The sequence below is a fragment of the Idiomarina sp. UBA3176 genome (assembly GCF_002364295.1).
Taxonomy (GTDB): domain Bacteria; phylum Pseudomonadota; class Gammaproteobacteria; order Enterobacterales; family Alteromonadaceae; genus Idiomarina; species Idiomarina loihiensis.
The window spans coordinates 1-14,277 of the sequence record NZ_DEXU01000017.1 but is presented as its reverse complement, the minus strand read 5'-3'; the positions used below and the strand labels follow the sequence as shown (position 1 = coordinate 14,277).

At 40.4% G+C, this 14,277-nt stretch carries 12 protein-coding genes; 9 read left to right on the top strand and 3 right to left on the bottom strand.

Features of this window, described 5'->3' with window-relative positions; all coding sequences use genetic code 11:
• Nucleotides 1-88 precede the first annotated feature (88 nt).
• From blaOXA to B2U97_RS06435, 5 genes are all read left to right on the top strand, one after another.
• On the top strand, nucleotides 89-874 hold the full coding sequence (gene blaOXA / locus B2U97_RS06455; protein ID WP_201029221.1) for a class D beta-lactamase: 786 nt from the start codon (nucleotides 89-91) through the stop codon (nucleotides 872-874).
• Between the two features lie 47 nt (nucleotides 875-921).
• The gene (locus tag B2U97_RS06450; protein WP_034822952.1) at nucleotides 922-1,296 is read left to right on the top strand and encodes a hypothetical protein; all 375 of its coding nucleotides are present in this window, start codon (nucleotides 922-924) and stop codon (nucleotides 1,294-1,296) included.
• 23 nt (nucleotides 1,297-1,319) lie between these two features.
• Nucleotides 1,320-2,780 carry a DUF6892 domain-containing protein gene (locus tag B2U97_RS06445; RefSeq protein WP_051018806.1) on the top strand — a complete coding sequence of 487 codons (1,461 nt, stop codon included), beginning with the start codon at nucleotides 1,320-1,322 and terminating at the stop codon, nucleotides 2,778-2,780.
• A gap of 7 nt (nucleotides 2,781-2,787) precedes the next feature.
• Nucleotides 2,788-3,282: a signal peptidase I gene (gene lepB, locus B2U97_RS06440; protein WP_051018804.1), complete on the top strand. Its 495-nt coding sequence runs from the start codon at nucleotides 2,788-2,790 to the stop codon at nucleotides 3,280-3,282.
• Between the two features lie 123 nt (nucleotides 3,283-3,405).
• Nucleotides 3,406-4,401 (top strand): alpha/beta fold hydrolase, encoded by a 996-nt coding sequence (locus B2U97_RS06435; RefSeq protein WP_034822950.1) that lies wholly within the window; start codon nucleotides 3,406-3,408, stop codon nucleotides 4,399-4,401.
• A 162-nt stretch (nucleotides 4,402-4,563) separates the two neighbouring features.
• On the opposite strand, the gene B2U97_RS06430 is transcribed toward B2U97_RS06435, so the two are convergent.
• From B2U97_RS06430 to B2U97_RS06420, 3 genes are all read right to left on the bottom strand, one after another.
• Nucleotides 4,564-5,004, bottom strand: coding sequence for a hypothetical protein (locus B2U97_RS06430; RefSeq protein ID WP_034822948.1), 441 nt, complete (start codon nucleotides 5,002-5,004; stop codon nucleotides 4,564-4,566).
• Nucleotides 5,005-5,513: 509 nt separating this feature from the next.
• Nucleotides 5,514-6,734, bottom strand: a complete 1,221-nt coding sequence (locus B2U97_RS06425) for a sensor histidine kinase (RefSeq protein ID WP_158511977.1) — start codon at nucleotides 6,732-6,734, stop codon at nucleotides 5,514-5,516.
• An 86-nt stretch (nucleotides 6,735-6,820) separates the two neighbouring features.
• Nucleotides 6,821-8,290 (bottom strand): sigma-54 dependent transcriptional regulator, encoded by a 1,470-nt coding sequence (locus B2U97_RS06420; protein ID WP_339613007.1) that lies wholly within the window; start codon nucleotides 8,288-8,290, stop codon nucleotides 6,821-6,823.
• Nucleotides 8,291-8,422: 132 nt separating this feature from the next.
• Between B2U97_RS06420 and B2U97_RS06415 the strand changes: the two genes are divergently transcribed.
• From B2U97_RS06415 to B2U97_RS06400, 4 genes are all read left to right on the top strand, one after another.
• Entirely contained in the window at nucleotides 8,423-9,676 is a 1,254-nt protein-coding gene (locus tag B2U97_RS06415) for an efflux RND transporter periplasmic adaptor subunit (protein ID WP_034821942.1), read from the top strand.
• A 13-nt stretch (nucleotides 9,677-9,689) separates the two neighbouring features.
• Complete coding sequence (locus tag B2U97_RS06410) at nucleotides 9,690-10,385, top strand: ABC transporter ATP-binding protein (RefSeq protein ID WP_034821939.1); 696 nt, start codon at nucleotides 9,690-9,692, stop codon at nucleotides 10,383-10,385.
• Between the two features lie 12 nt (nucleotides 10,386-10,397).
• Nucleotides 10,398-12,785, top strand: coding sequence for an ABC transporter permease (locus B2U97_RS06405; RefSeq protein WP_034821936.1), 2,388 nt, complete (start codon nucleotides 10,398-10,400; stop codon nucleotides 12,783-12,785).
• A 199-nt stretch (nucleotides 12,786-12,984) separates the two neighbouring features.
• The gene (locus tag B2U97_RS06400) at nucleotides 12,985-14,193 is read left to right on the top strand and encodes a BspA family leucine-rich repeat surface protein (RefSeq protein ID WP_051018778.1); all 1,209 of its coding nucleotides are present in this window, start codon (nucleotides 12,985-12,987) and stop codon (nucleotides 14,191-14,193) included.
• Nucleotides 14,194-14,277: the final 84 nt, after the last annotated feature.

The window sequence follows — 14,277 nt, the reverse complement described above, 5'->3', positions numbered from 1 at the left end:
ACCATTTCCACAGATGCCAGTAAAGTAAGCCATAGAATCAAAACGTAGCGCCAGACCTTTTGGAGACAACATGAAATTTAGCTTAATCATGCTTTTTATATTGAGCTTTGCCGTTCCCGTGTGTGCGGAGACTCAGGAGCGCTCTGATTGGGGAAGCGTATTCGAAAAATATGAAGTTCAGGGCACTATTGTCGTAGTCGATGGGCGTGAAAATGATCAGACGACATTTGTGTTCGATAAAGAAAGAGCTGCAAAACGGTTTTCACCTGCGTCAACATTTAAGATCCCACACACGCTTTTTGCCCTTGATGCAGGCGTCGTTCAGGACGAGTTTGAGGTGTTTAAGTGGGATGGAGTGGAACGCAGTTTTGCCGGACACAATAGTGACCAGAACCTGCGCTCGGCTATACGCAACTCAACCGTTTGGGTTTATCAGCAGTTTGCGGAAGGTATTGGAGCGGAAAAAGCGAAAGACTACTTAAAGCGCATTGATTATGGAAATGCAGCTCCGTCTGACGATATCCGTAATTATTGGCTGGATGGGAAGTTGGCTATTTCTGCCAACGAACAGATTGATTTTTTGCAAAGGCTCTACCTTAACGAACAGCCTTTTGCGGTAGAACATCAACGGTTGATAAAAGATCTGATGATTGTTGAAGCTGAGCGGAAGTGGATTTTGCGAGCAAAAACCGGCTGGGAAGGCAGCTTTGGTTGGTGGGTTGGTTGGGTTGAGTGGCCAGAGGGCCCAGTGTTTTTTGCATTGAACATCGACACACCGAACCGCATGGCTGATCTTGGCAAACGTGAAAAAATTACACGTGAGATTTTGACTTCTATTAATGCCTTACCGGGCCGTACAGCTGAAAAGAAATAGTCAACGTCGTTGAACTGGCGTGACAGAAAAAGTATAAGAAATGAAATATGAATATTGAAATTGAAAATTACTATGAGTTGTTGGCCTTACATAAGACGCTAATGGCCGTTAAGTTCGACGAATACTCTTCTCTCAAAGACGCGCAAGGTAGCCCTTTGACGGCTAGCCTGGCTTTTAAGGTGTTCGATTTGCTTGTTTCATCCAGTTTCAACGAAGGCCAGAAAAAACGAGCTCAAGACTGGCTCGAGTGGCAACGCGCCGACACGAACCGACTGGAAACAAAGTTACTTCTTAAGCATATAGCTGACTCAGCTTGGTGGAGCGAGGCCGCCCCCCAGGAACGACAAGAGTACGTACGGGACTTTATGGCTCCGCTGATATTGGGCGATGACGCATTTAATGAAATTCTCAAATATGAATAACAACCCTTTGAGGCTGGCACTTAATGGCATTCGAAAACTTTCTTGAGGCAGTTGAAGGCCCTGATCGAGACTTAAACTTTGCGATTAAGTCCGGTAGCAAAAAAACATTAGGCATTATTGGTAAGCTCTCGCAGAACGTGAATGCTTATGATGATGAAGCAAAGCATATACTCGTACGCCAGTTGTTCTCATTGGCTGCCAATATTGACCTTCGTGACAAGACAAGTGGTCAGCTTATTGCGGCTATTGGAACCTACTTTTTAAAAGCGGCTAAATCGGCAGAGAGTGCGAAATTTATATTTAACGAGTGGTCTAGGCGACTACTTTATCTGGACTATAACAAGAAAGAAGAGTGTCAGGCGGCGTACCAATGGTTGCTGTTACTAAACCAAAGCGACGGAAGCGCACCGAGCCCGCGTGAGCTGGTAAAAGTATTTGATGAGTCGCAACCTATTCTCAGCGAAATCTACGAGAAAATATCAGCGGTTTCTAATGCCGAAGGTTTGCTGGTTGATAAATCAGGCCTTCAGCCGGGTTACAAGCTCGTCGAAACCTTTTTAACGACTTGTTTTTATCATTCAGACAACTGCCCCTCCAATTATGAGTTATGGGTGCTTAGCTGTGTCGAAAGAGACATTAACTTCGGTAATGGCTTGATTCTGTCTGTATTGCAACGCTCCGATGAGCACCCTCAGGTTGTGGCACGGCTCATTGATTTATATATAACCTCTATGGTTGATGAAAACGATGGTGGCATGGCCTGGCGGCTTTTCTTTGACTTATTAGATCCTGAGGAATACCCGGCTCAGCAGCTAAATCAAATAATCGTTTATCTGGAGCCTAAAGTCAGACAGTGGACTGATGAGCAAAACGAGCATGCAATTAATTGTCTATTTGCTCTGGAGCAGGACGAAAATAACTCGGTTAAAACCTTACTCACTCGCTCAAAAGGGGCCGGGAAGCTGGCGAAATTACTGGCCTCCAATGGAAGCGGTAGTGCAGCTAAGCAATTATCGGGTCTGCTGACGCAGCAGGGAGTGAGCTCGTCATACAAGCTTCCTACCGGCGGTGAAGCTCAGTTCGAAGATTTGAATTTTAAATTAATGGTTATTGATGAGCTTATGTACGTAAATAAGTTGTTGTCTCCTGAATTTAATTTAAGAGACTTCGCTAAAGCCTATGACGCCAGAGAAATTTCAGTTTCCGGTTATGAAAGCATACCTGAGGCTCTGGATTACATGAGAGGGCTGGCTATTCCGCAAGAGCTACTGTCCCGTATTACTCATTTAAGTTACGACGCTTCAAGAGAAATTTACGGTCAGCTAGTACCATTCTGGGATGGTGAAGATGACCGTTTTGGGGTGTCCTCATTAAGCGACTTAGATAAGTTGGAAAATATTCAGAAAATAGAAGGTTTCAACGAACGGCTGGTTGAGTCATTTTCACCAGTTATTGAAAGCAAAAATATAACAGTTATTAAGTAGCTTAAAGATGAGAAAAAATGTTTTTTTAATAATTACGATATTGTTCAGTGTATCTGCTTTTAGCCGTGAATTCGTTCAAAATGGCTCCTCAATGGAACCGACAATAAAAGCCGGGCAGACAGTTGAAATAGGGGTTCTCTCGTCTTTCGGCTATGAACCTAGCCGCTGGGATGTGGTTGCCGTGAAAAATCCTCAGCAATTTAATCTTTTGGTTTTCAGAATCGTAGGTCTTCCTAATGAAACGATTCAGCTCGAAGAAGATGGTGTCTATATAAATGATGAGAAAGTAAAGCTACCAGAAAAGCTGATTGAGTCTGGAGTGCAGTACTTGCCAGCTAGTGCTGTTATAAAACGTAAAAAATATTCTAATAGCTTATATACAACAGGCGAAGAAGAATATTTCCTTCTTGGTGATAACACGGTTAATGCCAACGATAGCCGCTTTGAACTTGGTATTATCCATCGCAGCTTGATACTCAATAAAGTTGAGGGTGATCTCTGATACTGACCTATTCGGCTAGCCCGGTGTGTACTCTTGAGTTTTGCAGATGTAGCCGAAAGGAACTATCGTGTCTAAATGCTTACCGAAACAGTAACGATTAAAAGTTAAACTAAGGACTTGCACATGCGCACCTGGATTTATACCGTGTTTACCGCTTTTCTATTTGGGCTGACAGCGCCGGCTTCTGCTGACGACCATGCTCCGAAATACGACGCTCGCTTGAGCGGTTATTCTTACCCTTTTGAAGTTCATACCTTTGAATTTGACAGCCAACGACAGAAACTGGAAATGGCTTATATGCACTTACCGGCGAAAGGCGATCAGCCAACGGTTTTGTTGCTGCATGGAAAAAATTTCGCAGCCGACTACTGGGAGAAAACCGCTAACTATCTTCACGAAAAAGGCTACGGGGTACTTATGCCGGACCAAATCGGTTTTGGTAAGTCCTCCAAACCTGAGCATTATCAGTTTTCCTTCGAAGCTCTGGCTAATAACACTAAAGGGCTAGTGGAGTCGCTTGGAATCGATAAGCTTGTTGTGATGGGTCATTCTATGGGCGGCATGCTGGCTACCCGCTATGCCCTGAACCATGCCGACAATGTCGAGAAACTGGTGTTGGTTAACCCTGTTGGCCTGGAAGACTATTTGCGTTATGTGCAATACAAAGATCCGGCTTTCTTTTATAAGAACGAGCAGGGCAAAACCATTGATAAAGTCCGGGCCTACCAGAAGAAGAATTACTATGACGGTAAATGGTCAGAGGATTACGAAGCGTTAATCAAAATTCACGAAGGCTGGATAAACGGCGATGACTGGGATCTGGTAGCCTGGAATAACGCGTTGACTTACGACATGATTTTTACCGGTAATGTATCTAACGAGTTTGACCAATTAACGGTACCAACGCATCTAATTCTGGGAACCCGGGACACCACCGGCCCTGGCCGTGGCTGGAAAAAAGAAGGCGTTGATTATCAGCTTGGCCGCTACGACCAACTAGGTGAAATTGTGGTAGAGCAAATTCCCGATGGTCACTTGTATGAGCTGGAAGGCCTTGGTCATATGCCGCAGTTTGAAGCGTTTGACCGTTATCGTGAGCAGTTGGATAAGATTTTTTAATTTAGATCCGTCTGCTTTGGCCTAAAGGGGGTAAATTGAGGCGAAATATTTGTGTAGTTGTTTCCTTTTGTCGTTAATTAAAGTTTCAATCTTTATTCGGTGAGTTTGGTCATCCTTAAGAAATAGGGACGCTAATAACGTCCCTGATTTTTCAGTAATGTTTCAATTTTTTATTAATATTTCAATGATATTGAAGTCATTCTGATCAAGTGAATTAATTTCTTCTTCAGAGTCGATGCAGGCTTGGCATGATCCTACCGACTGATCGAATTTTAGAAAAACTAGGTTCTTGCTTTTGTCGTTCCAATATTCTTCTCTAACTAGAATAGATTTTAAAATTTCGAAGTTACTGTTTTCTAAATTATGATCTTCTTTTGGGAATTGAAAGTTAGATCTGATTGCATTAGTAGCTTCATTTCCCGATTTGAAAAGTTTGGGCTTTCCTTCTTTGCTCCACAAGTAAACTGCTGGTACTTTATTTACTATTCCTGAAGATAAAAATTCGTTAACATCCATTTCGTATACTTGATCGATAGTTTTTGCATTCACGAAAAATGAAATCGTCATTAAAATCAGCGTAAAAGATATTTTTAGTTGTTTCATAGCTTCTCCTAAAATGAGAGGAGGAGCTTTTCCTCCTCTCATATAGTAGACATAAACTTAAGCGACACTTTGGAACGGACAGATTATTACAATCTCAATCGAACAGTTACCTTGTGTATCACATTTTAATCTTGTTTCTGTTGAGCAGCCAGCTGATGCATTAAAACTGGAAAAACCAGCAAGCATGATCGCTACAACAGATACCTTTTTTACAATGGACATATTAATCTTCCTTCTCTAGTTGTTTATCCATTAAGTTGATTTAACGTCATGTATTGACGTCCATTCGTACTACCGGAACGAATCCGAGATCTTTCTAAGTACAACTGGAAAAGAAAGATTTAATGTTTTGATAACATCCTAATATACTTATATAGTGATCAAAAAGTGACCAGTCAAGTTTTTCTTTTGATTAGTTTTTGGGGGAGAGTTCAGCGTCAGGGAGTAGATCTTAGAAGTTCTAGGTAAGTTACTGAGAAGGGGGAGTTTATACGATCGACTAAGAACAACTAGAAAGCTAAAGCTCTTTTAATTGAGCAACGGAAAGTTGTCTTTTCTTCTTTATCGATATACTCCAAACTGCCGCCATGGCTGAGCATTATTTGGCGGCTTAGTGCTAGTCCTATGCCGGAACCTTCGCGCTTTGTTGTAAAAAAAGGGACAAACAACATCTTTCGCGCGTCCTTGTCGACACCCGGACCATAGTCAGAGATATCAATATGTACGTAGTATCGTGACAAACTTAACTTTACATCTATACGCTTTGAGTTTGCGGTTTCAACAGCTTCGATAGCGTTTTTTATCAAGTTTATGATGACTTGCTCAATTTGGCTTTCGTCAACCATCACAAAATGATCAATCACTCGATCTAATCGAACTTCTATTCTCTTTTGCTTATACTCGTCTTCGAAAATGCTTAAGCTATGACGGACGATGTCATCAATCTTAGCCTTTTTTAGGTTCGGTTTGGGAAGGTTGTCTAACTGTTTGAATTTAGAGACGAAGTCCTTCAGTTTAGTTGCTCTACGTTCTAGAATTTCCAATCCTCTTGTCAGATCTCTTTGATCGGAGACTGTAGCAAAAGAGAGTTTTTTGGGTAAAAGTTTTTGACAAGAGTTTGATATTGAAATTAATGGCGTTAAAGAATTAGCTACTTCGTGTGTGAGCACCTTAGTCAGAGTTTTGTAGGCTTCTTGTTCTTGCAAAAGCATTCTATTATGCACGGAATGCATCGAAACAACCTTTAATTTCCTTTCTTGAAACGACATTATCGTTGTGTATAAAGATATCGAATCAAGGCGTTCTTTTGTTTGCCAAGTAATTGTTTTTTCTATGTTAGGGTGAGTATTTTCTATTACTGTTAAGAGATGCCCTAAGTCACTTGCCTGCTTGATTCGTCTCCCCAAAATATCGTCAACTTTGCTATTTTTACGAACAATCTCCCGGGTGTTGGCATCAAAGATAAGTACGGCAAACTCTAAATGCATAAGTATAGATGATATGAGTTCGTGTTCTTCTTCAGCTTTTTTTTGGGTAGATAAAAATGCCTGCCTAGCCTTCTCGAAGTCGTTTTTAAGGAAGTGAACGTTTGCTATTCTCTGAGTTTTATCATCACTCAATAACGTCCTAATAATGTTAATTTGATTATCTTGATATTTCGCAATTAAGCCGCACTGGAGAGCGATAAAAAAGCATCCAAAAACAAATAAAAAGGCCGATAAAAAAGTCATTTCAATTTCTATAAAGACCAACACGGAAGCCGAGACCAATACTAGCGATATTATATTGTAGATTAGGAACTTATATTGAATACCCATTATAAATTATGCTTCTCCATTCTTCGGTATAGCGAACCCCTGGTAATTCCTAGTGACTTAGCCGCTTTGGTGACGTTACCTTTATGATGACTTAAGGCGCTTTTTATCGTTTCCAATTCTATATTAGCCAAGTTGAAGTCTTCTATTTTAAGGGGATGGTCAAGCTCTGAAGTATTGTCTTTAGGCTCATAGTTTTGTCGGTTAATGATATGGTTAGTGTCTATTTCTCCATCATCACAAAGAAGGATTGCCCTTTCTACACTATGGGCGAGCTCCCTGATATTTCCCGGCCAGTCATAACCTTGTAAATCGTTGACTGCTTTGTCTGGTATACGCAAATGCTTCCGATATTTCTTTGAGAATAAATCAAGGTAGTAATTTAACAAGTGAGGAATGTCGTCTCTACGCTCCCGAAGTGCTGGGATATGAATTTCGAAAGTATTAATTCGGTAGTAGAGATCTTCTCTATAAACGCCTGAGCTAATAAGTTTAGACAGCTCTTCGTTGGTCGCACAAATCAATCGGATATCGATTGAAAAAGGTTTGGTACTGCCAACACGAGTAATCTCTCTATTTTGCAGAACACTTAATAGTTTTGCCTGATGCTCTAGTGATAAATTTGCAATTTCATCAAGAAAAAGAGTCCCGCCTGAAGCCACTTCAAACCGACCTGGTTTATCCTGAGTGGCTCCGGTAAATGCTCCTTTGGTATGACCAAACATCTCGCTTTCAAATAAGGAGGTTGGTATTGCTCCCATATCTAATTTGATCAAAGAGCTTTTAGCACGGAGACTCTGATTGTGGATAGCATAGGCAGCGAGTTCTTTACCGGTGCCACTCTCGCCTGTTATTAGTACGTTAGCGTCGGTTTTTGCAATTTTATCTATCATCTCAAAAACGTGCTGCATGGATTTGCTTTTGCCGATAAATTTATGCGAAGGAGAATTTACGGACTTATTAAGGGTAAGGTTTTTATTTCTTAGGTTAGCGAGCTCTCGCTTATCGGCAAGGTGTTTCATTGAAGAAGATAGTTTGGCAACAAGCTCATCGTTGTCCCATGGCTTAGTCAGAAAATCTAATGCGCCTTGTTTAATAGCTTCAACTGCTAAATCTATCTCTCCGTACGCGGTCATGCATAACACGCCAATTGTGTCATCTACTTCAAGAATTTTCTTCAGCCAAAACAGCCCTTCTTTTCCACTGCTAGAGTCTCTGGTGTAGTTCATGTCGAGTAAGACGAGGTCGTAATTGTATGAGTTTAATGTGTTTATAATCTCACTAGGCGAGCTAAGCGTGCTGACCTTATCGAAGTTGCCCTTTAAGAGAAGCTCCGCCGCTAGTAAGACATCAACGTCGTCATCAACAACAAGTATTGAGCTAAATTTTTTCATTAAAGTCCAGCCATATTTTTTGAACGATGTTACTCGACAGCAAGTGTTCACTTTCGGACGAATTTTGTTTTTAGTCAAATTAAAGGTGTCCGATTTTGTTACACATTTAACTCGTTTAAGTTTAAGTAATTGATTTTTAATTATATATTATTTGGCTTGAGTTTTGCTTGATCTAATGCGATTTAGGAAAAGACTTTTTAGGAACCTATCGTGGATAAAATAGTAAAAAGAAAGAATACACGGAAAATAGGGCTTATCTTGATAGTAAGTAGCTTATTGGTAGCCGCGCTATACATAGTGATACTTTCTGGCAGTTTTGATAAGAGCCGTTTACAAAAAGTAGCTAAATCTAGTATTACAATTTCCACCGCCCGGGAAGGCTTTGTAGAGGCTTCGTTAAACGTAAGAGGTAAGATTGCTCCGCAGAAAACGATTTATCTGGACTCAGTTTCCGGTGGAAGGGTTGAACAGAAATTTGTGGAGCGGGGTGATTACGTCAAAAAAGGGGAGCCTTTGGCTCAATTAAGCAATACAAGCTTGCAATTGGATGTGATGAGTAGAGAAGCACAAGTAACTGAACAGCTCAACTTTTTACGAAACACACAAATGACAATGGAAACGAACCGGCTAAACCTTAAGCGGGATTTATTAGAAATAGAACTGCAAATTTCACACCTTGAGAGAAAATATAAGCAAAGTACGCATCTTATGGAACAGGGTTTGATTCCTCAAGAAACTCTGGATGAGGTTCGAGAAAATTTAGTTTACTACCGTTCGAGAAAAGAACTAACTTTGGAACGCCAAGATCAGGAAAACAGCATCAGGAAAGCGCAAATTGCACAGCTTAAAGACAGTGCCGAAATGTTGGAAAAGAATTTAGAGTTTGCAAGAAAGAATATTGAAAATCTATTAATTAAATCGCCGGTGAACGGGCATTTGAGCGAGTTCAATATTGAGCTAGGTGAATCAAAACAGGCTGGATCACGCCTTGGACAAATCGATATTCCCGGCGATTACAAAGTTTCTATTTTTCTGGATGAATATTATCTGAGTCAAGTAGGGCTTGGTGATGAGCTTCGCGTAAAGCTAAAAAATACAATGCTAAAAGTGCATATTTCGAAAGTCGACAGTCGAGTTTCAAATTCCCAATTTTTAATTGAAGCTGATCTTCCCTCTGATATTCAAGGGTTAACAAGCGGTATGAGCGTTGAAGCAGAGCTTGTTTTATCTAGTAATAATCAGAAGGGCGTTATTCTCGATCGTGGAGCTTTCTTTTCTTCTACTGGTGGAAACTGGGTTTTTGTTTTGAGTGATGACGGTGAATATGCAGAGAGACGACCAATTAGAATTGGGATAACGAACAAAGATTACTATGAAATACTTGATGGAGTTAACCCGGGTGAACGGGTCATTACGTCAAGTTACAGCGGTTTTGAACGAGCTGAAAAGCTTGAGTTACATTGAATTGGGGACAGCCATGATAGAAATTAAACGTTTAAGCAAGGTTTTTGCCACAGAAGAAGTGGAGACCACTGCGCTGAATGATATCGATTTGAAAGTTAACGAAGGTGACTTTATTGCTGTTATGGGTCCGTCGGGCTGCGGTAAATCTACGCTTTTATCTATACTGGGAATGTTGGATTCGCCGACTTCTGGTGAATTTTATTTTCTGGATGAGGAAGTCTCCAATTATGCAGAGCGCACCCTGACAAAGCTCAGGAAGAGTAACATTGGGTTTATTTTCCAGAATTTTAATTTAATTGACGAATTAACTGTTCGTCAAAATGTTGAGCTTCCGCTGCAATATCAGCATCTTCCTAAAGCCCAAATACGAAAAAGAGTCGACTCTATTTTACAACGTGTCGGAATTGATCATCGAGCCAATCACTTTCCACAAGAACTGTCAGGAGGTCAGCAACAAAGAGTCGCTATTGCGCGGGCTTTAGTCATTGACCCTAAGCTTATTTTAGCTGACGAGCCAACCGGCAATTTAGATTCAAAAAATGGTGACCAAGTAATGCAGTTGTTGGAAGAACTGAATAGTGCAGGCACAACTGTTGTAATGGTGACTCACTCGGAGAAAGACGGATTTCATGCTGACCGTGTCGTTTACATGCTCGATGGAAAAATTATTGAGTCAGATATGCTTCGCAGTACAAATTTAACGTCATAAAAGGCTAACTGTATGATTGTTAACTACATACAAAACGGATATCGAACTTTAGCTTTTCATAAAAGCTACTTTATCTTGAATTTCTTGGGCCTGGGGTTGGGAATTTGCGCAGCTGTTTTGGTCGCAACATTTGTTAATTATGAGTTGAGCTACGACCGATACCAGCCTGAATCTGAAAATATATATCGAGTTCATACCGATTTCAGTGCATATGGTTTAGGTGTGTTACCTGTCTCAAATGTGGCTGTATCTAATGAAGTTAAAAGCATTAACGATATTCGCGAAGTTTTTGTGCTGTCTAACGCGAAAGTCCCCAATTTTGCTGAGCTAAATGGTAGAAAATTCGACTTGCCCAACTATTATTCTGCAACAGCAAATATCAAGAATTTTATCGATCTCGATGTACTGCACGGTGATCTCGCTGAGGTGCTTAGTAAGCCAAATCAGATTGCTCTCAATAAATCGCAAGCAATACGATTTTTTGGGGTCACCGATGCAGTTGGAAAAACACTAACTGCTGGCGACAAGGAGGTTAAAGTCGGCGCTATTTTTCATGACTTGCCATCTAATACTCACTATGATTTCGAAATGCTGAGTCGAATAGAGCCGAGCGTCATGAGTTCGACCAATAGAGTGAATACCGATAGTTTTGTTTACATAAAAACGGGAAAGAATGTTGAAGTTTCCGAACTAGCTGAGCGACTCAGTGATGTGTACGGCTCCGGCACTTTTGAAGGTAAACTGAAAATTCAGCTTGTGCCTTTGCGCGATATACACTTGATGCCAAGCACCGTGATGGATATGAAGCCTGGTGGAAGTAAAGAAGCAATTTATATAAGTTCTTTATTAAGCGTCGTAATTATATTCATCGCCGGTTTTAACTTTGTAAATCTTACGATTGCACAAAGTAATAAAAGAGCAAAAGAAGTAGGAATGAGAAAAGCATTAGGAGCTTCTAAGTTACAGATATTTCTTCAGTTTCTGACTGAAACTCTGATGATTACATTGAGCTCTTTGCTTTTTGGACTTGCGCTTGCGGAAGTGCTGTTGCCTTGGTTTTCAAACTTAGTCGGAAGCCCTCTAGCATTTGGTAGTCAAAATTGGTTCATTTTCTCAATTGTTGTTCTTACGCTGATGTTGAGCGTGATTGCGGGTTGCTACCCGGCTTTATTTTTTGCCAACTTTAGTACGCGCAGGATTCTAAGTGGTGATATTTCTACTGGTAAAACAGCAATTGTTGTTAGGAAGACACTTCTTGTGATTCAGAGCGCCATGGCTATTGGCCTAATAACCGCATCAGTTATTTTGATTTTGCAGGTTCATTACATGGAGTCGATTTCGCCAGGATACTCTTATCAAAACCGAGTAGTAGTTAATGTTCCTAGGGAATTTGCCTTTAGTAAAAATGATACTGCGTTTATAAATCAAGTTAAACAAATAGAGGGTATTTCAAACCTATCGGTTATCGACAGTGACTTAACTAAATTTGCATCTGTGACATCAAGTATCTCCTGGAGTAAAGGTGCGACTAAAATAGAGAAAGTTTCAATAATAGGAACATCATACAACATCACTGAAGGGCTGGGGGTTGAGTTACTAGCCGGCCGGGATTTTAGCGACCGCTATCAAAGTGACTGGGCATCAACTCAGGAAAGCGGGGGCGTAAGAATGTCTGGAATGGTCACTGAGTCCTTGGTTAAGATGGCTGGGTTTGAGAATAATAAGGCGGCAATTGGTGAAAGGATCTCTTTACCTGGAGGAGAGGAAATCACCGTAGTTGGTGTAGTTAGGGATGTCCAAATTGGAAGCACCCGTGGGGAAGTTAGTAATGTTTTATTTATCTGTGGCCAGACACAGTCTAACCGTGTAGCTGTCACATTGGTGGTCGAGCAAACTCGGTTATCAGCAGTAGTTGAGAAAATCAGTGAGCTAACTAAAAATGTGACAAACGAAAATGAACCGAAAATTTGGAGTTTAGAAGATAAATATTTGCAACTTACGGACTCTGAGAAACGAATTACCAAGGTTGTCGTCTCATTTTCCGTTTTGTCGGTCTTATTGACAGCTTTTGGTATGTATGGCCTAGCGACATTGTCTATACAGCGACGTAAAAAAGAAGTCGCTATTCGAAGAGTGCTTGGAGCGTCAAAGTTGGGGATAGTAACTTTAGTCGCTAAAGAATATTTGCTGATGGTAATTGTGAGTGCTTTACTGATCCTACCACCGACTTTCTATGTTCTAAACGACTGGCTGAAAGAGTTCAATTATAGAATAGAGCAACCAATTTGGGGGTATTTATTACCTTATTTGATTGTTTCAGTCATTACTTGGTTAACGGTGGCATCAATCACCTACCGAGCGGCCTCGATACATCCTTCAACGGTTTTGAAGAATGAATAGAAACTCGTGCACACAGGATAATTAGCAACAAGGAAGGCGCTAATAAGCGCCTTGGGGCACATCTTATCCCTTGTTTTGGTGTGTCCGTGAAGTCGGGGGAGAGCTCTCAGTAGCATAAGTAGTATTAGCAAAATTATGAAATTTTAAAGCTTCGGTGGAAACCTTATGAGGCGCTAAGCATTATATTTAATGAGGAAAAATGAAAATTCAAACCTTTATTGCTGTGATATTAATAGCTCTCTCTGCCCCTGCGTTATCTGAAGAAAAAAGAGAACTTATTCTAGAGCTACTTGAGTTAACCCAAGCTCAAAATAATCATGAGCTTTTGATTAACTCATATATTCGGAAGTTTTCTAGCAATCCAATTATGGCAACGGAAAAATTTGAACAAAAGATACGAGCCGCAGCGTCTTGGGACGTTATAGTTGAGCCTACAATCAGGATATATCAAGAAACTTACACGGCTGAAGAGTTGAAATCTATGAATGACTTTTTTTCTACTCCAATTGGTCAGTCATTGATTTCTAAGACCCCAGAAGTTAATGAGAGAATTTCAACTGTACTAGTAAACAACATGCAACCAGTTCTAAAACATTTTAAATCTAAAAATGAAGTCAATGAGAAAAGAGCAGTTGCAATATTAAATACAATTCAAGAAGCTAGAAAAGGTTCTCGAACTGAAAAGCCTGGGTTCTTAACAGTCACTGAAGCTCAGTTAAGAGCTGCAGCGGATAGTGGGAGCTTTGCTATAGAATCTGAAGGTATCATCTATACCTTTGATGACTCAGCTTACAACATTGATACTTCACAAGTAACTGATATGTCATACTTATTTCGCTATGCACAGAAGACAGGGTTTAATGAAGATATTGGCTATTGGGATGTTTCGAATGTTACGAATATGGAAGGTGTTTTCTTTGGAGCTATAGCCTTCAATCAAAATATTAGCGAGTGGGATGTGTCAAAAGTGACCAATATGAAAGGGATGTTTTTTAAGGCGTTAGCTTTTAACCAAGATATTAGCCAGTGGGATGTATCCAAGGTGACTAATATGAATTGGTTATTCGGGTGGTGTGAGTCTTTTAATCAACCTCTTGAGCAGTGGGATGTGTCGGAAGTTACCAACATGAATGGAATGTTTCTTGGCGCAACGCTGTTCAATCAATCTCTTAATAGTTGGAACGTATCAAATGTTACTGATATGACGGATATGTTTAAGTGGGCTAGTTCTTTTAACAAACCGCTCGATAAATGGAATGTGTCAAAAATTACGAATATGGATTCTATGTTTGAATCGGCCGAGTCTTTTAATCAAGATTTAAGTAGATGGGACACCTCAAGAGTTTCTGACGAACCAGTTCTATTTATTCGCAAGGATTACCCAACAGAGAAGCTTCCCGGTTGGTAATGTTCGTTCTATGGATAAGCTGACATCAAGGTTTGTAGTCAACAAAAAAGGCGCCAATCGGCTAATGCTTGTCAGTTAAGCTAA